This is a genomic window from Reella acinonychis (genome assembly GCF_052384575.1).
In the GTDB taxonomy this organism is placed as follows: domain Bacteria; phylum Pseudomonadota; class Gammaproteobacteria; order Enterobacterales; family Pasteurellaceae; genus JBQSUQ01.
The window spans coordinates 217,003-235,501 of record NZ_JBQSUQ010000004.1 but is presented as its reverse complement, the minus strand read 5'-3'; the positions used below and the strand labels follow the sequence as shown (position 1 = coordinate 235,501).

The 18,499-nt window shown below is 37.8% G+C and carries 17 protein-coding genes and 1 tRNA gene; 12 read left to right on the top strand and 6 right to left on the bottom strand.

The genetic code is table 11. The features are described from left to right. Positions 1-2 precede the first annotated feature (2 nt). Positions 3-563 carry a TorD/DmsD family molecular chaperone gene (locus ACT2CV_RS02590; protein ID WP_464972581.1) on the bottom strand — a complete coding sequence of 187 codons (561 nt, stop codon included), beginning with the start codon at positions 561-563 and terminating at the stop codon, positions 3-5. Between the two features lie 116 nt (positions 564-679). Here ACT2CV_RS02590 and trhP point away from each other — a divergent pair, with 116 nt between their 5' ends. After that, entirely contained in the window at positions 680-2,065 is a 1,386-nt protein-coding gene (trhP, locus tag ACT2CV_RS02585; RefSeq protein ID WP_464972582.1) for a prephenate-dependent tRNA uridine(34) hydroxylase TrhP, read from the top strand. 52 nt (positions 2,066-2,117) lie between these two features. On the opposite strand, the gene rsgA is transcribed toward trhP, so the two are convergent. Continuing rightward, positions 2,118-3,164 (bottom strand): small ribosomal subunit biogenesis GTPase RsgA, encoded by a 1,047-nt coding sequence (rsgA, locus tag ACT2CV_RS02580; protein WP_464972583.1) that lies wholly within the window; start codon positions 3,162-3,164, stop codon positions 2,118-2,120. A gap of 83 nt (positions 3,165-3,247) precedes the next feature. Between rsgA and orn the strand changes: the two genes are divergently transcribed. Further along, complete coding sequence (orn, locus tag ACT2CV_RS02575; RefSeq protein ID WP_464972584.1) at positions 3,248-3,796, top strand: oligoribonuclease; 549 nt, start codon at positions 3,248-3,250, stop codon at positions 3,794-3,796. A gap of 89 nt (positions 3,797-3,885) precedes the next feature. Continuing rightward, positions 3,886-3,961, top strand: a tRNA-Gly gene (locus ACT2CV_RS02570). A gap of 99 nt (positions 3,962-4,060) precedes the next feature. On the opposite strand, the gene ACT2CV_RS02565 is transcribed toward ACT2CV_RS02570, so the two are convergent. Further along, complete coding sequence (locus ACT2CV_RS02565; protein WP_464972585.1) at positions 4,061-4,543, bottom strand: Dps family protein; 483 nt, start codon at positions 4,541-4,543, stop codon at positions 4,061-4,063. 265 nt (positions 4,544-4,808) lie between these two features. Here ACT2CV_RS02565 and tsaE point away from each other — a divergent pair, with 265 nt between their 5' ends. From tsaE to hflX, 6 genes are all read left to right on the top strand, one after another. After that, positions 4,809-5,285, top strand: coding sequence for a tRNA (adenosine(37)-N6)-threonylcarbamoyltransferase complex ATPase subunit type 1 TsaE (tsaE, locus tag ACT2CV_RS02560; RefSeq protein WP_464974013.1), 477 nt, complete (start codon positions 4,809-4,811; stop codon positions 5,283-5,285). A gap of 7 nt (positions 5,286-5,292) precedes the next feature. Beyond that, on the top strand, positions 5,293-6,837 hold the full coding sequence (locus ACT2CV_RS02555) for an N-acetylmuramoyl-L-alanine amidase (RefSeq protein ID WP_464972586.1): 1,545 nt from the start codon (positions 5,293-5,295) through the stop codon (positions 6,835-6,837). A gap of 2 nt (positions 6,838-6,839) precedes the next feature. Further along, positions 6,840-8,657: a DNA mismatch repair endonuclease MutL gene (mutL, locus tag ACT2CV_RS02550; RefSeq protein ID WP_464972587.1), complete on the top strand. Its 1,818-nt coding sequence runs from the start codon at positions 6,840-6,842 to the stop codon at positions 8,655-8,657. Continuing rightward, positions 8,654-9,598: a tRNA (adenosine(37)-N6)-dimethylallyltransferase MiaA gene (gene miaA, locus ACT2CV_RS02545; protein WP_464972588.1), complete on the top strand. Its 945-nt coding sequence runs from the start codon at positions 8,654-8,656 to the stop codon at positions 9,596-9,598. The genes mutL and miaA overlap by 4 nt, the downstream gene beginning before the upstream one ends. A 66-nt stretch (positions 9,599-9,664) precedes the next feature. Next, positions 9,665-9,934: an RNA chaperone Hfq gene (gene hfq, locus ACT2CV_RS02540; protein WP_464972589.1), complete on the top strand. Its 270-nt coding sequence runs from the start codon at positions 9,665-9,667 to the stop codon at positions 9,932-9,934. A 2-nt stretch (positions 9,935-9,936) separates the two neighbouring features. Continuing rightward, positions 9,937-11,310 carry a ribosome rescue GTPase HflX gene (hflX, locus tag ACT2CV_RS02535; protein ID WP_464972590.1) on the top strand — a complete coding sequence of 458 codons (1,374 nt, stop codon included), beginning with the start codon at positions 9,937-9,939 and terminating at the stop codon, positions 11,308-11,310. A gap of 2 nt (positions 11,311-11,312) precedes the next feature. On the opposite strand, the gene ACT2CV_RS02530 is transcribed toward hflX, so the two are convergent. The 3 genes from ACT2CV_RS02530 to ACT2CV_RS02520 all read right to left on the bottom strand — a co-directional run bounded on the left by ACT2CV_RS02530 (position 11,313) and on the right by ACT2CV_RS02520 (position 14,843). Continuing rightward, the gene (locus ACT2CV_RS02530) at positions 11,313-12,284 is read right to left on the bottom strand and encodes a sigma 54-interacting transcriptional regulator (protein ID WP_464972591.1); all 972 of its coding nucleotides are present in this window, start codon (positions 12,282-12,284) and stop codon (positions 11,313-11,315) included. Between the two features lie 70 nt (positions 12,285-12,354). Then, entirely contained in the window at positions 12,355-13,422 is a 1,068-nt protein-coding gene (locus ACT2CV_RS02525; protein WP_464972592.1) for a TIGR01620 family protein, read from the bottom strand. Positions 13,423-13,433: 11 nt separating this feature from the next. Beyond that, positions 13,434-14,843: a YcjX family GTP-binding protein gene (locus ACT2CV_RS02520; RefSeq protein WP_464972593.1), complete on the bottom strand. Its 1,410-nt coding sequence runs from the start codon at positions 14,841-14,843 to the stop codon at positions 13,434-13,436. Positions 14,844-14,953: 110 nt separating this feature from the next. On the opposite strand from ACT2CV_RS02520, the gene ACT2CV_RS02515 reads away from it, so the two are divergent. The 3 genes from ACT2CV_RS02515 to ACT2CV_RS02505 are packed head-to-tail and all read left to right on the top strand — an operon-like array spanning position 14,954 to position 18,496. Further along, positions 14,954-16,651, top strand: a complete 1,698-nt coding sequence (locus ACT2CV_RS02515) for an ABC transporter substrate-binding protein (protein ID WP_464972594.1) — start codon at positions 14,954-14,956, stop codon at positions 16,649-16,651. Then, positions 16,648-17,616: an ABC transporter permease gene (locus ACT2CV_RS02510; protein ID WP_464972595.1), complete on the top strand. Its 969-nt coding sequence runs from the start codon at positions 16,648-16,650 to the stop codon at positions 17,614-17,616. The genes ACT2CV_RS02515 and ACT2CV_RS02510 overlap by 4 nt, the downstream gene beginning before the upstream one ends. Further along, entirely contained in the window at positions 17,609-18,496 is an 888-nt protein-coding gene (locus tag ACT2CV_RS02505) for an ABC transporter permease subunit (protein ID WP_464974014.1), read from the top strand. The genes ACT2CV_RS02510 and ACT2CV_RS02505 overlap by 8 nt, the downstream gene beginning before the upstream one ends. Positions 18,497-18,499 lie beyond the last annotated feature (3 nt).

Below are 18,499 nucleotides of genomic sequence, written 5' to 3'. Positions count from 1 at the left end.
ACTTATGCCTGAACTTCCTCTAATTCATCTGCCATTGCTGCTAAAATTTCACGAGATAGCAAGGCTAAAGCACGATAGAAAGGCAAATTAGCTTGTTGCTCCACCTTGTTCAGAAATAAATTAGCACAAGGCAATAAAAAGCGTTCAAATAGCTCAAGCTGTGCCTGCGGTGAATCCAAATTATCCTCAATCCAAGAAGCAGTTAAAAAAACTAAAGCAAAATGATCCGTACTTTCTACTTCTGGCATAGCACGTTCTTGTCGAAATGCCACAAATTCCGCCACATCAATACCGTAATCGGATATTGCCGTTGAAATCGCCTTTTCACCCACGAATAAACGCTGGTATTCTTGTGCTAACAAATTAACGTCCAATGGCATTTGTAAACTTTCAATCGCTGCTTGCGTATTTTTATCCGTTTCTAACGCCCAAACCTGTTGCAAACCCTTTTGCTGTAACCAGTTAAATACGCTCGCCAAAATAGGATCTGTTGGTGAACGATAAAATAAATTACCAAATAAACGGCTAATTAACGAAAAATTATTAAGTTGTTGCTCTGACATAAAAATTCCTAAAATTTGCGAAAATTGCACCGCACTTTACCACAATTTCTGCTAAAATACTGCACCTTTAACAATTTGCCTCGGCAAATTACTGACTTGTACTCAGAGAGAAATTTATGACATTCAAACCCGAACTCCTTTCCCCTGCGGGAACATTAAAAAATATGCGTTACGCCTTTGCCTATGGTGCAGATGCGGTTTATGCAGGGCAACCTCGCTATAGCTTGCGTGTGCGTAACAATGAATTCAATCATGCCAATTTAAAAATTGCCATTGAAGAAGCCCATAATTTAGGCAAAAAATTCTATGTGGTGGTCAACATTGCGCCACATAATTCCAAACTCAAAACCTTCATTAAAGATCTGCAAGTTGTGGTCGATATGCAACCCGATGCACTGATTATGTCTGATCCAGGTTTAATTATGTTGGTGCGTGAGCATTTTCCTGAAATGGATATCCATTTATCCGTACAAGCCAATGCGGTGAACTGGGCAACAGTGAAATTCTGGAAACAAATGGGATTAACACGCGTAATTTTATCTCGTGAACTTTCCATTGAAGAAATTGCAGAAATTCGCGAACAAGTGCCTGATATTGAATTAGAAATTTTCGTTCATGGTGCATTATGCATGGCTTATTCTGGACGCTGTTTATTATCAGGATACATTAACAAACGCGACCCAAATCAAGGCACTTGTACCAATGCTTGCCGTTGGGAATATAAAATGCAAGAAGGCACAACGGATGATGTGGGAAATATCGTCCCTAAAAACGATGTGCAAAAATATCAACCGGAAATTGAAGTCAAAAATATTGAGCCAACGTTAGGCGAAGGTAGCACAACAGACAAGGTGTTCCTCTACACAGAACCTAATCGTCCAGATGAACAAATGACTGCCTTTGAAGATGAACATGGCACTTACTTTATGAACTCAAAAGATCTACGAGCAGTTCAACATGTGGAAAAATTAACGCAATTAGGTGTTCACTCATTAAAAATCGAAGGACGAACAAAATCCTTTTATTATTGTGCAAGAACCGCGCAAGTTTATCGTAAAGCTATTGATGATGCAGCAGCAGGCAAACCATTTGATGAAAGCTTAATGGATACATTAGAAAGCCTAGCACATCGCGGTTATACCGAGGGTTTCTTACGTCGTCATACGCATGATGAATATCAAAATTATGAATATGGCTATTCCATTTCTGAGCGTCAACAATTCGTGGGCGAATTTACGGGTAAACGTAATGAACAAGGTATGGCGGAAGTTGCAGTTAAAAACAAATTTTTACTAGGCGATGAAGTGGAAATGATGACTCCAAAAGGCAACATCACATTCAAAATTCAACGTTTGCTAAATCGTAAAAATGAAACTGTTGAAGCTGGACTAGGCGATGGACATTTCGTGTTCCTGGATATTCCACAAGATATCGAATTAGATTATGCATTACTAATGAGAAATCTATCAGGAACCAACACGCGTAACCCGCACGAAAAATAAAAATAGTATAAAAAAGACCGCACTTTTAAAGAGCGGTCTTTGTATTTTTGCTTTATTCAACAAAATGTCGCTGAGATTTATTTTCTTCCCGACTTAAAATCAAACGATGATAATTTTCAAAACGCGTAGGATGAATCTTGCCTTGTTCCACCGCTTCTCGTAATGCACATTGCGGATCTTGTAAATGCTTGCAATCTCTAAATTTACAAGTGCCTAAAAATGCTTGAAATTCCCTATAACCTTTTGTGATTTGATCTGCCTCTAAATGCCACAAACCAAATTCTCGAATACCCGGACTATCAATTAAATGACCGCCTTGCGATAAATGATATAAACGAGAAGCGGTAGTCGTATGTTGTCCTAGCCCTGACACACTACTAATTTCGCCCGTTTGCGCATTCACTTCAGGTAAAATTTGATTGACTAAACTTGATTTCCCTACTCCTGATTGCCCCACAAATATGGATATCCCTTCCGTTAAAAGTGCGGTCAATTCTGACATATTTTTACCCGTCTTCGCTGATATCATCATGGTTTGATAACCAATATCTTGATAAATTTTAAGTTGTTGCTCAGCTTGTTGGTATTCTTGTTCAGATAATAAATCCACTTTATTTAATACAATCACCGCTGGAATATTGGCTGTTTCACAAATGACCAAATAGCGATCAATAATATTTAATGACAGCGTTGGCAACACCGCTGACACAATAATAATACGGTCGATATTCGACGCCATCACTTTTAAACCATCATAATAATCTGGACGACTTAACTCGTTTTTACGCGGTAAAACCGCTTCTATCACACCACTAATACCCTGTAATTGCTGATGACCTTCACGCCAAACAACCAAATCACCCACCACCACATTTGACAAAGTACGGCGCAAATTACAGCGAAAAACCTTCCCATCTTTATTTTCCACGTCTGCGTGCATAGAATAACGCACTACCACCACGCCATCTTGGGTTTCGCCTAACATATCCTCTTGCCAATCAATATCTTTTTTCGCTTGGCGACGATGACGATCCAATGCTTTTGCATTATTAGCATGAATACGACGTTTCTGGTTTTGAGTAAGTTTATGCTTTGCCAATCTGAATTCCTTAAAAGTGCGGTCGTTTTTTATCGTAATTTTAGTTAAAATAGGACAAAATTTTGTATAGGATACCTTAAATTATGGCACAAGATAAAGAAAATCTCATTTGGATTGATTTAGAAATGACGGGCTTAGATCCCGAAAAAGAGCGAATTATTGAAATTGCAACCATCGTTACAGACAAAAATCTTAATATTTTAGCGGAGGGACCCGTATTAGCCATTCATCAATCCGATGAATTATTAAATAAAATGAGCGATTGGTGTGTCAAAACCCATACTGAAAATGGTTTGGTTGATCGAGTCAAACAAAGCAAATTAACAGAACGTGCAGCTGAATTACAAACCATTGATTTCTTAAAAAAGTGGGTCCCCAAAGGTGCCTCACCAATTTGTGGCAATAGTATTGCGCAAGATAAACGCTTTTTATTTAAATACATGCCTGATTTAGCAGAATATTTTCACTACCGCCATTTAGATGTCAGCACATTAAAAGAACTGGCTCGCCGTTGGAAACCTGAAATTTTAGATGGATTACAAAAAGGCAATACACATCTTGCATTAGATGATATTAAAGAAAGCATCAAAGAATTAGCTTATTATCGACAACATTTTATTAAATTAGATTAAAATTCAGTCAAGTGAATTGTTTTAAAAAATTTTCGCTTGCACAGAATAAAAATCTTCGTATAATAAGCCCTGTTTTAGACAAACAGCATGCGGGAATAGCTCAGTTGGTAGAGCACGACCTTGCCAAGGTCGGGGTCGCGAGTTCGAGCCTCGTTTCCCGCTCCAAATTCTTAAAAGACGCTTTAAAAAGCGTCTTTTTTCGTTTTAAGCGCAATAAAAAAAGTGCGGTAAAAATCACCGCACTTTTTTGTTTAATCAGAGAAATTAACCGTTGCAGCAACCACAAGCTGAGCTAAACATCCAAATTAATTTTTCTTGTTCAGTAATGTAATCGCTCATTTGTGAAGCTGTACCTTCGTCATCCACTTCACCAGCAAGCGCTAAAATTTCACGTTGTTGTTTTAATAAGGTTTTGAAACCTTCTAATGTGCCTTTTAAGCAAGATTGAGCATCGCTCACGCCGATATCTTCTTTAATGCGTGAAACGCTTAAATATTGGCTGAAACCGTTATTAGGTGTGTGACCTAAAGTTAAAATACGTTCTGCAATTTCATCTACTTTAACCACTAAGTCATCATAGATTTCTTCAAATTTTGCGTGTAATTCAAAGAAGTTACAACCTTTAATGTTCCAGTGATATCCACGAACATTGGTGTAAAACACTTGGTAGCTTGCTAATAAATTGTTTAATTCTTGCGCTAATGTTTTAGATGATTCAGAAGATAAACCAATTGAATTAATTGCCATAATAATTCTCCATAAATGATAAATAAAAGGTCTTCCTTTCTTTGCTACAAGATGCGTTGAAAGTGGGTTAAGTATAATACTATTCGCCCAAGAATGAAAATGGTTTACTCAAATAAATTCGATAGGTAATTCAGATTAATACTTATTTTTTGTATGGATTTATTTTATCCTAGTGACAAATAAAGTCCGCTTGTCCCTTTAGAATCAATATAAAGTGCGGTATAATTTTGCGTTATTTTATATTGATTTTGCGTTAATTCTCATGATGAACCCGACTTATACAACATATCTTGCTAATGAAGAAATGACCTGCCAATTTGGTAAAACATTAGCTCATATTATTGCACCTTTATCCGCACAAAATGGCTTTGTGGTCTATTTGAATGGAGATTTAGGTGCAGGTAAAACCACATTAAGTCGCGGAATGATTCAGGGGTTAGGTCATAAGGGTAATGTAAAAAGTCCAACCTATACATTAGTGGAAGAATATCAATTACAACAATTACGCATTTATCACTTTGATTTATATCGTCTCAATGATCCCGAAGAATTAGAATTTATGGGAATTCGTGATTATTTTTCAGCAAACAGTATTTGCTTGATTGAATGGGCAGAAAAAGGCGCAAATTTATTAACCAGCGCTGATTTAATTGTCAATATTTCTTATGCTAATGAGGCTCGCCATATTGAATTAGTTGCGAACAGTTCATTAGGACAACAGGTTATTCAACAGATTGCATAATAATAAAATGAGAAGAATTTTAGTATTAATTTTCACCGCACTTTTTTCCAGTTTTTCATTTTCAGTGGCTTGGACAATTGCGATTGATCCAGGACATGGGGGCAAAGATCCCGGTGCCATTGGACGCAATCTCAACATTTATGAAAAAAACGTCACCTTATCCATTGCTAAAGAATTAAAAGCCTTGTTGGATAAAGATCCTAATTTTCGTGGCGTTCTAACGCGTTCAGGCGATTATTATATTTCTGTTCCTGCTCGTTCGGAAATTGCTCGCCGTAATAAAGCCAATTATTTGATATCCATTCATGCGGATTCCTCAACAAATAATGCACTGAGAGGTGCTTCCGTTTGGGTATTATCCAATCGTCGTGCAAATGATGAAATGGGACAATGGTTAGAAGATCATGAAAAGCAATCTGAACTGCTTGGTGGTGCTGGCAGAGTGCTTTCTAATAGTAATGAAGTCTATCTTAATCAAACCGTATTGGATCTCCAATTTGGACACAGCCAACGTGTCGGCTATGAAATGGGCAATGCGATTTTACGCAATTTCGCCAAAATTACCCAACTCAGTCGAAGCAAACCACAGCATGCCAGTTTAGGTGTATTACGTTCGCCAGACATTCCTTCTGTATTAGTTGAAACCGGCTTTTTATCCAACACTGAAGAAGAAGCAAAATTAAGTACCAGCGCTTATCGTAAACGTATTGCTTATATTATTTATCAGGGATTGGTAGATTATCGTCGCCGTAATGGTGGCTTAGATGTAAATACCACTGTGTCATACAAAGAAACGCAAACAGAGAAAAATTCAGACAAAGGAAAAGAAGATAAGAAAGAGAATAAAAAAGAAGAAAAAAATCAGGTAGAAGACAAAAAAGTAACTGAAAACACAATAAAAGATAGTGGTGTTCGCCATAAAGTTAAAAAAGGCGAAACCCTTGGTGGTTTAGCACAAAAATATGCGGTAAGTTCAGCTGATATTCTGACGTTAAACAAATTGAAACGTAAGGAATTGTGGATTGGTGAAACGATTAAAATTCCTGCCACAGAGAAAAAAGTCATTGAATCATCAAAAGAAAAAACAGAACAGAATAATACTGAAAAACAATCCATTAAAGAAAGCGGTGTTGTTCATCAAGTGAAATCGGGAGAACGCTTGGATAGAATTGCGAAAAAATATCAAGTGAGCGTTAAAGATATTATGGCACTCAATCAGCTTAAACAAAAAGAGCTGAAAATTGGTGATAAGCTTAAAATCCCAGCTAGCACTAAAACAAAACCAAGCAATGAACATGAAAAAAATGCGCCAGTAAAATCAACTACTGAAAAGAACAAAGACAGCAAAACCGAGAAAAATAAACAAACGGATAAAAAAGTAGGCACAGAAAAAATAAAAGAAGTACCGAAATATCACGTTATGGAGAAAAATCAAACCATTTATGCCGTCGGTCGTTTATATGGTATTTCTCCAGACAAGATATTGAAATTAAACCCAAAATTAAAGCATGGCAAAGTATTTGTCGGTCAGAAAATTCAAATTAAGGAATAGTTATGCCAATTCAAATTCTATCACCTCAGTTAGCAAATCAAATTGCAGCAGGAGAAGTGGTTGAACGCCCTGCTTCTGTGGTGAAAGAATTAGTGGAAAATAGTTTAGACGCCGGAGCCAACCGTATTCAAATTGATATTGAAAATGGTGGTGCGAGCCTAATCAAAATCCGCGACAATGGCATTGGTATTCCAAAACACGAATTAAGCTTGGCGCTAGCTCGTCATGCTACCAGTAAAATTGCCAATATTGAAGATTTAGAATCTATTTTAAGTCTTGGCTTTCGAGGCGAAGCCTTAGCCAGTATTAGCTCAGTGTCTCGCTTAACCCTCACTTCGCGTACAGCAGATCAAAATGAAGCTTGGCAAGTTTATGTTCAAGGTCGAGAACAAGAGAGTCACATTCAACCCGCCTCTCATCCTGTGGGTACCACTGTCGAAGTAGCTAATTTATTTTTTAATACGCCAGCGCGCCGTAAATTTTTGCGTAGTGATAAAACCGAATTTGCGCATATTGATGAAGTCATACGCCGCATTGCACTCGCCAAGCCACAAATTAGTTTTACCCTAACCCATAATGGCAAAACGGTTCGCCAATATAAAAGTGCGGTGCAAACTGCGCAAGTTTTAAAACGGGTTGCTGCCATTTGTGGTGATGATTTTGTACAGCATGCCTTACATATTGATTGGAAACATGATGATTTGCACCTATCAGGCTGGGTGGCTGCACCTCAGTTTTATCGCACGCAAAATGATTTGGCTTATTGCTATATCAATGGACGAATGGTGAAAGATAAAGTCATCACGCACGCTATTCGTCAAGCCTATGCCAATTATTTACATTCGGAACAATACCCTGCTTTTGTTCTCTTTTTAGATCTCAATCCAAACGAAGTGGATGTGAACGTTCATCCAACCAAACATGAAGTGCGTTTTCATCAATCCCGTTTAATCCATGACTTTATTTGTCAGGGCGTTGAAAATGCGTTATCCAGTGCTGAACAATTGGATTTCTCAGCAGCAGCAGAACAACATAACGAAACCCAAGAACCACAAGCCCATTATGTGGCACAAAAACCTAATCGCGCAGCTGCAGGACATAATATTTTTACTTCTGGGGCAAATCCGTCTGCTTATGGCTCACATTCAACGCATCATTACGATAAGGCACCTTATATTAGTAAAAGCGAACAAAAAGCTTATGGTGAATTATTAAAAACCGATAACACGCCAAGCTCATCGCCACCAATCAATGTGGTTGCAACGCAAGAAATTGTGCAACAACATATGCTAAAAGCCCTAGCACTTGTTGATAATCAAGCATTGTTGTTACAACAAAATACCCAATTTTATTTGTTAAGTATCAAACAGTTACAACAAACAAACATTCAACTTAGTTTGAAAAGCAAACAAATTTCACAACAACCTTTATTAATTCCCGTTGTATTTCGCTTAAACGAACAATTACAACAACAGTGGCAACAACAAAAACCGTTATTTGCTGAATTAGGCTTTGAATTTGTTGAAAATGTTGCACAGCAACGTCTGACCTTAAACAAAGTACCACAATGCTTACGCCAACAAAATTTACAAAAGATTGTGATGGGATTATTACAAAATAATTACCCAAAAATTGAGCCATTTTGCACCGCACTTTTATCTTTGTTGGAATTTCCTAACATTGAGGTATTTGCCCAAGCAGTCAATTTATTGCAAGAAGTGGAACTGCAACTGAATCAACAATCGCTCAATCTACTCGACTTCGCTATTCAAGTAGATTTTAGCCATTACTTAGCACAATTAAACAGAGATGAATCATGAAATCTACGCAACCAACCGCTATTTTCTTAATGGGCCCAACAGCTTCAGGCAAAACGGACTTAGCAATTAAGCTAAGTCAAATGTTGCCAATTGAAGTCATCAGCGTAGATAGCGCCTTGATTTATAAAGGCATGGATATTGGTACTGCCAAACCAAGCAAAGAGGAACAAGCGCTAGTACCACATCGTTTGATTGATATTCTTGATCCAGCAGAAAGCTATTCTGCAATGAATTTTCGTCAAGATGCCTTAACTGAAATGGCGGATATTAGTGCTAAAGGTAAAGTGCCACTCTTAGTGGGTGGTACAATGCTTTATTATAAAGCCTTATTAGAAGGGCTTTCCCCTCTTCCTAATGCAGATGAAAATATTCGGGCCGAAATTGAACAAAAAGCTGCGCAATTAGGCTGGCCGGCTTTACATCAGAAATTAGCTAAGATTGATCCCATATCAGCACAACGCATTAATCCCAACGATAGCCAACGCATTAATCGTGCGCTAGAAGTCTTTTATATAACCGGAAAATCCCTCACTGAATTAACAGAACAAAAAGGGGAAGCGCTCCCCTACAATATTTTACAGTTTGCAATTGCACCAGAAGATCGCTCGATCTTACACCAACGTATTGAACAACGCTTTCATCTTATGATTGAGCAAGGTTTTCAAGCAGAAGTTGAAAAGCTTTACGCAAGAGGTGATTTAAATTTAAATTTACCATCTATTCGTTGTGTGGGTTACCGACAAATGTGGGAACATTTACAAGGCGACTATAATTTAGATGAAGCAATTTATCGTGGTATATGTGCAACACGTCAGCTAGCTAAGCGACAAATCACTTGGTTACGCGGTTGGAAAAGTCCAATTCAATGGTTAAATAGTTTAGAAAACGAACAAAACCCAGAAAAAGTAAAACAAGCTTTTGAGCTTGCTATGCAAAATTGATATGGTAGAATTATCCTCATAAGATGAATAATCTTATTTATAATAACTATAAAGAAGGAAAATAAAATGGCAAAAGGACAATCATTACAAGATCCTTATTTAAACGCACTTCGCCGTGAACGTATTCCTGTTTCCATTTATTTGGTGAATGGTATTAAATTACAAGGTCAAATTGAATCTTTCGACCAGTTTGTGATTTTATTAAAAAATACTGTTAATCAAATGGTTTACAAACACGCAATTTCCACTGTGGTTCCAGCTCGTTCAGTGTCACATCACAACAATACGCAGCAACAACCTCAACAATATGCAGAATCGGATTCTCAAGCTGAATAACATTGACTTTATTTAGCACCCAAAATCAACAAAGTGCGGTGAAAAATAATGAAATTTCCACCGCGCTTTGTGAAACACCCGCGTTAAGCAATAGCCAAGATCGTGCTGTTGTTGTTCATGTATTCTTTTCCCAAAATAAAAATCTTGAAGATCTTGTTGAATTTCAATTGCTAGCGAAATCGGCTCAGGTAGAAATCTCACAAGTTATTACAACTTCACGCTCAACACCACAAGCAAAATATTTTGTGGGACAAGGCAAAGCCGAAGAAATTGCTCAAGCAGTTGAACAACGACAGGCTACTGTTGTCCTCGTCAATCATAGTCTCACACCAGCACAAATTCGAAATTTAGAACAAATTTGTCAATGCCGAGTAGTCGATCGAACAGGGTTAATTTTAGATATTTTTGCTTTGCGTGCACGTTCACATGAAGGCAAGTTGCAAGTTGAGCTGGCACAACTGAAATATTTATCTTCGAGTTTAGTGCGCAGAAAAACAGGCTTAGACCAACAAAAAGGGGCTGTGGGTTTACGTGGACCGGGAGAGACCCAATTAGAAACAGATCGACGATTAATTAAAGTGCGAATAGCACAATTACAAAGTCGTTTAGAAAAAGTGACAAAACAACGCAATCAAAATCGGCAAACCCGTCAAAAAGCGAATATACCAACGCTTTCTTTAGTGGGTTATACCAATGCGGGAAAGTCAACATTATTTAATCGTCTCACTCAAGCGGATGTTTATGCAGCAGATCAATTATTTGCTACGCTCGATCCTACATTGCGCCGTTTAAATATCAAAGATATTGGTACCGTTATTTTAGCAGATACCGTAGGATTTGTTCGTGACTTGCCTCATGATTTGGTACATGCGTTTAAATCAACTCTACAAGAAACGACTGAAGCCAGCTTATTACTACATATTATTGATAGCGCTGATAGCAGAAAATTGGAAAATATTGCGGCAGTAAATGAGGTTTTAGCGGAAATTCATGCGGATAAAGTACCAAGCTTATTGGTCTATAACAAAATCGATCAACAAGAAAATATCCAGCCACACATTGAATATAATGATGAAAATCAGCCTGTTGCGGTCTATCTTTCTGCCCAATCTGGTGCTGGTATAGACTTGCTATTTCAAGCTATTCATCAGCGGTTACAAAATACGATTTTGTCTTTAACCATCACATTAAATGCCAACCAAGGCAAAATTCGCCATAGTTTTTATCAATTGGACTGTATACGCCAAGAGAAAATTTCTGAACAAGGCGAATTTGAATTACAGATCGACATTGAAAAAGTGGAATGGCTTAAACGTGTAAAAAAATTCCCTGAATTAGCCCTATTTAATCCCATTTCTGATTTAGAAGAAAGCTAAGTCTATTTGCTTATGCCATAACGTTTTAATTTATTGGCTATGGCAGTATGCGAAACCCCTAAACGTGTCGCTAATTTTCTGGTGCTTGGATATTGGCTGTAAAATTGACGTAACACCTGGCTTTCAAAGTTTTCCATAATTTGTTCTAAATTCAAATTCTCGAACTGTTCAATCCCCACAGGATCTACATTCAAATTCACAGATGTGTTTTCTGCCAAATTAAGATGTGCTATGGCAAGCGGCTGACCTTCACATAAAGAGCAAGCTCGATATAAGGCATTGTACAATTCACGCACATTACCAGCCCAATGATGTTGCTGTAAATATTGAATAAATGCTTGATCAAAGTGCGGTGGAGAAATACCAAGATTTTGACTGATTTGCTGAACAAATAATTGAGTGAGAGGTTCAATATCCTGTTGACGCCCACTTAATGGCGGCAGATCTAACGTCAGCACATTGAGGCGATGAAATAAATCACTACGGACTTTCCCTTCATTCACATAATGCAACAGTGGCACTTGAGAAGTACAGATCACACGCACATTGGCATAATGTTCTCGCTCCTCTCCTACGCGACGAAAAGTACCATCATTCAGGAAGCGCAACAGTTTTGCCTGTAATGGCAAGGACAACTCAGCAATGCTATCTAATAATACTGTACCGCCATCGGCATATTCAAAAAATCCCTGAGTGGTTTGCTCTGCTTGCATGCGTCCAAACATTTCGCTTTCAGCGTCTTCTGTTGGTAAGCCTGCACAATTCACCGCGATAAACTTATGATCTCGACGAGGGCTCCATTGATGGCAAGCCTTGGCTAACAAATCCTTGCCAGTTCCCGTTTCACCTTGAATGAGTAAAGGCGCATTAAGGACTGCAAATTTCTTCGCTTTATCAATCAAATTTTGCATTTTTGGACTTAATGCCACAATATCATCAATATGATAAGTTAAGTGCGGTGTATTTTCGTTCATTTTTAAACCCAAAGGAAAACAGTCATTGGCTTAAACTGTAAATCATAAATATACACACGTCAATAAATCGTTACATCTTTTCGCTTTGCTTTATTTTTAATGGGTTTAATATGGTACTTTTTAAATGACTTAATAATTCACGTTGAATATGTGCTAACTTCGGCTTTTCTTGACGGCTAAATGCCATTGGGCGACAAAACTCCATGGCTTTAACCCCCAAACGAGCGGTTAATAAACCCGCACCAATACCTTGAGCCACTCGTGCAGAGAGTTTTGCTGCGATATCTTGCGATAGCCAATCCATGCCCATTTCTTGTACCAATTCGGTGGCACCTGTGAGTGCCATATTTAATAGCACTAATTTCATTAATCGCAAACGGCTGAAATAACCTAATTCCATACCATAAAGTTGTGCAATTTGATTAATTAAACGGATATTACGCCAAGCAATAAAAAATACATCAACCACCGCTAAAGGACTAATACTTACCACCACCGCACTTTCAATGGCATTTTTTGTAATTAATTGTTTTGCTTTTTGATCAACGGGAAGAAGCACATTTTGGCTAAATAAAAATCCTACTTCTTGTGCATTATGTCCCAATGAAATTTGCTTTTTCCATTGAATTAATGCGGTATGTTGCTCATCTAGCCCCATATTTTTTGCCACTTCATCACAAAAATGGCGCATTTTATCCACCGAAAAATCTGTGTCAATTTGCACCGCACTTTTATGCTGCCACTCGCTGCTTTGTTGCTGCAACAATAAACGCTGACGCAATTGACGCAAGCGTGAGAATTCTCGAGCAATTGCCACTAAACCTAGCAATACTGTTGAAAAACTTACCAAAGCAAAAGCGAAATAAATCCATTGATGATTCTGCCAAGTATCAATCAACCATTGGACTGATTGTGCCACTATGGCTAATAAAAATAATAACATCACGCCAATTAACGCTCTTACCCACCAACGCGGTTTCGCCACTATGGCTTGATCAAATTTTTCATCTAATAGTTCTGCTTCTAATGGCTCATTATCTACTTCAATCTTCGCTTGTTGATCAAACTCTTGCTTAGCTTGAAACTGCTGTTCATTATCTGAATGATCTTGATGTTCAAAAATAATTTTATCGTTCATTGTTTTCTCACTTACGCTAATTTATCGCCTAATAAAAATTGTAACACCGTATCCATGCGCAAATGAGGAATGGGTTCGTTAGGTGATAAAGGTTGAGGCTCGAATTGATCGAATTCAAACTTCCGCTCTTGCCAAAATTCCGGATTAGGAATTTTACTTGGTACAGTACCAGGATAAAGCGTTACTTTTTTCAAATCACTGGTTCTAATCCCTTGAATCGCTTTAAAATGTTGACCATTCTGCTCAACGTTCATTTGCTGGGTCGAACGAATTGCCGCAATTGCGCTGTACTCCGTTTCAATACCCTCAAATTCAACATGTCGTCCACCATCTTGCACTAGCTGGCGCATTAAACTCACTAAATTAGGCAATTGGTCACTGGTAATATGATCCGCTTTAGTGGCTAAAAACATTAATTTATCAATGCAAGGCGAAAATAACCGATGTAATAAATTTCGCTTGCCATAATGAAAATTCTGAAATAATTGACTTAATCCTTCTTGCATATCCACAAAAGCCTGACGACTATGATTTAAAGGCGTTAAGCAATCTGCCAAAATCACTTGACGATCAAATTTAGCAAAATAATCCTGATAAAAATGCTTCACAATTTTGTGACGATAATATTCATAACGTTTCTGTAAAACAGCAAAATAACTATTTGATGAAGCTTGCTTTTTCAATTTAACCCATTGTGATTCATCAACATTTAATAGCGGAAAAAATTGTAATACAGGAGCTCCTTCAAGCTCACCTGGTAAAACAAAACGTCCCGGTTGAATAAAATGTAACCCTTGTTCTTTGCAACGATGTAAATAGGCGGTGTATTCCTGTGCAATTTCAGCCAATTTATCTTCATTTGCCACAGCCAATAAATCCAGTTGTTGCACTTTTTGCAACCAAGTTTGAGCTAAATGTTTGCGGTTATCAGTAAACAATTGCGTCAAAGATTGTGACCATTGCTGATAATCCAAATGCAATAAAGGCAAATCGAGCAACCATTCCCCAGGATAATCAAAGATATCCACATATAAGGTGCCAGTATCTTTAAGATAACTCATTAAGCCATTATGACGTTGATACCGAATAGCAAGGCGCGTTTCACTCACGCCACGCGTAGATTGTGGAAAGCGCGGTGGAATTTGACTAAGTTCTGCCAAATTTTTTTCATATTCAAAGCGAGGAATACGTAAATCCAATTGCGCCACACGTTTTACGGCAATAATACGGTTATTACGCGCTGCTTCAAATAAAGGTAAATGGTAATTGTCGACTTTATCAATATGTAACAATTGATTGATAAAACTTGTGATAAAAGCAGTTTTCCCACTTCTACTTAACCCTGTCACAGCAATTCGCAAGGAACGATCCAAGCCACGATCAATAAATTGATTTATTTCTTTCTGCAAACTATTTAGCATATTTAAATTCTCATAAATTAGGCAACTATGCGGGATTCACATAAATCAGGTAGCCAACCTAACAAATATATTCTAAAATTTAGGCTAATTTACCACGAATACCTTAATTTATGCTTAAAAAAATTCTTCCTTTTTTAACCGCACTTTTTTCTTGCGCTGTTGCAACATCAGCACAGGCAACACCTCGCGTGCCTTCGTCGGTATCAAATAATGGATTAATTTATTGTACTCATGCAACGGGTTTTTCCTTTAATCCACAAACTGCGGATACGAGCACAAGCATGAATGTGGTAACAGAACAAATTTATAATAAATTATTTGAACCTGCGGATAATAGTGCTCGAATTGAGCCTTCACTTGCCGAATCCTATCAAATTTCATCGGATGCCAAGACCATCACAATAAAACTGCGTAAGGGCATAAAATTCCACCACACTGCTTGGTTTACACCAAGCCGAGATTTAAACGCAGATGATGTGGTATTTTCACTCAATCGTGTGTTAGGCCACTCTACTGGCTTACCTGAATTCAGTGAAGATAACAATGATAATGTGGATCGACAATATCAAATCTTCCACGATTTAGCTCGTAAATCACGTTTTCCTTATTTTGAAAGTGTGAAACTCGACAAAAAAATTAAACAAGTAGAAAGCATCGATGCTCGTACAGTAAAAATTACGCTATTTGAGCCTGATACCTCTGTTTTATCTCATTTAGCCAGTCAGTATGCGGTCATTTTATCGCAAGAATATGCTTTACAGCTCAATGCAGATGACAATCTCAGCCAGCTCGACCAACTTCCCGTTGGCACAGGAGCCTATCAAGTACAGGATTATTTCCGCAGCCAATATATTCGTTTAACGCGTAATCCTCATTATTGGAAAAAAACAGCAGATATTCCCCATATTGTGATCGACTTTTCAACGGATCGCACAGGTCGATTAGCAAAATTCTTAAATGATGAATGCCAGATTGTGGGTTTCCCAGAGTTAAGCCAACTGGGTTTATTAAAAAATGCAGAAACCCGCTACCAAACGACCATGGTTGATGGCATGAATTTATCTTTTCTTGCTTTTAATGCCTTACGCCCTGCGGTGCAAGATAAATCAGTTCGCAAAGCTATTGCACAAGCTATTAACCGTCAACGAATTATCGATTTGATTTATTACAAAAAAGCGACCTTGGCTAACCGCATTATTCCGCCAGTATCATGGGCTGCTGAATCATCACCCAAAAAACTAAGCTATCATTATGATCCAGAACAGGCTAAAAAAGTTCTAGCAGATCGCGATCTTAACTTAGATTTGTGGGTAATTAATGAAGATCAAGTTTACAATCCTGCCCCAATAAAAATGGCAGAAATGATTAAATTTGACTTGGCGCAAGTAGGTGTAAAAGTAAAAGTGCGGTCTGTTTCTCGCAACTTTTTAATCCAAAATCTGACAAATAAAACTGAAGATTATGACTTGATTTTAGGTGGCTGGTTATCTGGCAGTTTGGACCCAGATGCGTTCTTACGCCCGATTCTTAGTTGCAACAGCGCCAGTGAAATTACCAATATCGCCAACTGGTGTTCAAGCCGTTTTGATTTATTACTTGATGTGGCGTTACTCAATCGCAACGCCCATTTAAGAGCAGCTGATTATCAAGAAGCGGAAGAATTTGCCTTGTCGGAACTCGCGATTTTCCCCATTGCCAATGTGGGACGTTTATTAATTTCCAATACCAAAGTACGTGGCATTGACATTACTCCATTTGGCAACATTCATTTTGAAAAACTATCCTTTAAACAGGAGCGTAAAAAATGATATATGCTCTTTTTCGTCGCTTATTTTTAACCTCAGCCATTTTATTTTTTCTGACGTTGGTGAGCTATCATATTTTTATGCGTGAGCCATCAAATATTTCATTTTCTGAACCGCACTTTTATTCTGGTTATATGGATTATGTCAGTGGTTTATTAAAAGGCAATTTAGGCATTACCTATAACGGCGGAGATTCATTAAATTCAGTTATTTTCACTGTATTGCCGCCGACTATCGAATTGGTTTTCGCAGCCATCTTTTTGGCCTTTTTATTTGGTGTACCATTAGGCATATTTGCAGCTTTCCAACATCGCACCATATATGGAAAAGCCATTAATGCCATTTCCTCTTTTGGTATTTCAATTCCGTTTTTTTGGATTGCCCCCATTCTGCTCTATTTTGCTGCAGTATATCGCTGGGAAATTGCTGCAGTAGGACAATATAATGCACTGTATGAAATCAAACAAATTACGGGCTTTGCCGTCATTGATATGTGGTTCGTTGATGTGCCATATCGCATTAAAATAGTCCAAAATGTTCTCCAACATTTGGCCTTGCCTTCATTGGTGTTAATGCTTTCGCCAACAATGGAAATTACCCGCTTAATTCAACAACAAGGTGAAAGAATCTTAAATCAAAACTATGTGAAGTTTGCACAAACAAGAGGTTGGTCAACTTGTAGCATCCTATTCCGCTATGTATTGCGAAATAGTTTGCCACATTTAATACCACAGTTACCCCGCTTGATTACGTTTGTTTTAGCATTATCGATGTTAGTTGAAAGTACATTTGCTTGGCCTGGTATTGGACGCTGGTTAATGCTATCCGTTTCTCAACAAGATTATAACAGTATTGCTGCTGGCGTTATTGTGATTGGATTATTTATCATTACCATCAATTTAATCGCCGAATTACTGAGCTTTTTATTAGATCCTTTCGGAAAAAAAGGGTGGGCAAATGATATTTGATAAAGAACCCAACGAATTCCGCGAAACCAACACAATAAAACAAATTTGGCATATTTTTCGACAAGATCGTATTGCCTTATTTGGTTTTTATGCTTTCGTCTTTATGACAATCATTGCGATGATCAGTCCTTGGCTTGCGCCTTATCCAAGCCATATGCAATTTGTTGGTGCAGAACTCATTCCACCGTCTTGGAATACAGAAGGTAAAGTAGCTTATTTCTTTGGCACTGATGATCTAGGAAGAGACATTTTTAGCCGCCTTCTTAATGGTATTACCTATACGTTCGGTTCAAGCATAATTGTGGTTTTTTTCACCGCACTTATTGGTGGCTTTTTAGGGATTTTAGCGGGCATTTCAAAAGGATTGAAATCGCGTATTTTAGGTCACTTTTTAGATGCTTTTTTATCGGTGCCTATTCTATTAATTAGTATCATTATTGCCACATTAATGGAACCAAGCTTACCAAATGCAATGCTGGCGATTACCCTTGCTCTGTTGCCTCATTTTATCCATGAAATTTATCAGGCTATTCAATTGGAGAAAAAGAAAGAATACGTTTCTATCCTGCGTTTAAATGGTGTTTCAACGCGGAATTTGCTCACCGAAACTATTTTACCTCATATTACTGTGCGTTATTTGCGCGAAGTAATCAGAGCTTTTACTGTTACTATCATGGAAATTAGCGCATTAAGTTTTTTATCATTAGGCGCACAGCGCCCAACACCAGAATGGGGAGCTATGATCAGAGATAGTCTTGAACTTGTTTATCTCGCCCCTTGGTCAATGATTTTACCTGGTATTGCAATTTTTATTTCACTGTTAATCGTGAGTATCTTTGGCAATGGTTTGTGTAAAGCTATCGACAAATATTATGAATAGGAG

What these genes read in the sequence shown, in the direction of transcription:
- ACT2CV_RS02510 (WP_464972595.1), top strand. Translation starts at nt 16,648, where the DNA reads ATGATATATGCTCTTTTTCGTCGCTTATTTTTAACCTCAGCCATTTTA.
- tsaE (WP_464974013.1), top strand. Translation starts at nt 4,809, where the DNA reads ATGAACCCGACTTATACAACATATCTTGCTAATGAAGAAATGACCTGC.
- mutL (WP_464972587.1), top strand. Translation starts at nt 6,840, where the DNA reads ATGCCAATTCAAATTCTATCACCTCAGTTAGCAAATCAAATTGCAGCA.
- ACT2CV_RS02555 (WP_464972586.1), top strand. Translation starts at nt 5,293, where the DNA reads ATGAGAAGAATTTTAGTATTAATTTTCACCGCACTTTTTTCCAGTTTT.
- ACT2CV_RS02525 (WP_464972592.1), bottom strand. Translation starts at nt 13,422, where the DNA reads ATGAACGATAAAATTATTTTTGAACATCAAGATCATTCAGATAATGAA.
- ACT2CV_RS02520 (WP_464972593.1), bottom strand. Translation starts at nt 14,843, where the DNA reads ATGCTAAATAGTTTGCAGAAAGAAATAAATCAATTTATTGATCGTGGC.
- ACT2CV_RS02565 (WP_464972585.1), bottom strand. Translation starts at nt 4,543, where the DNA reads ATGGCAATTAATTCAATTGGTTTATCTTCTGAATCATCTAAAACATTA.
- ACT2CV_RS02530 (WP_464972591.1), bottom strand. Translation starts at nt 12,284, where the DNA reads ATGAACGAAAATACACCGCACTTAACTTATCATATTGATGATATTGTG.
- ACT2CV_RS02590 (WP_464972581.1), bottom strand. Translation starts at nt 563, where the DNA reads ATGTCAGAGCAACAACTTAATAATTTTTCGTTAATTAGCCGTTTATTT.
- orn (WP_464972584.1), top strand. Translation starts at nt 3,248, where the DNA reads ATGGCACAAGATAAAGAAAATCTCATTTGGATTGATTTAGAAATGACG.
- hfq (WP_464972589.1), top strand. Translation starts at nt 9,665, where the DNA reads ATGGCAAAAGGACAATCATTACAAGATCCTTATTTAAACGCACTTCGC.
- miaA (WP_464972588.1), top strand. Translation starts at nt 8,654, where the DNA reads ATGAAATCTACGCAACCAACCGCTATTTTCTTAATGGGCCCAACAGCT.
- trhP (WP_464972582.1), top strand. Translation starts at nt 680, where the DNA reads ATGACATTCAAACCCGAACTCCTTTCCCCTGCGGGAACATTAAAAAAT.
- ACT2CV_RS02515 (WP_464972594.1), top strand. Translation starts at nt 14,954, where the DNA reads ATGCTTAAAAAAATTCTTCCTTTTTTAACCGCACTTTTTTCTTGCGCT.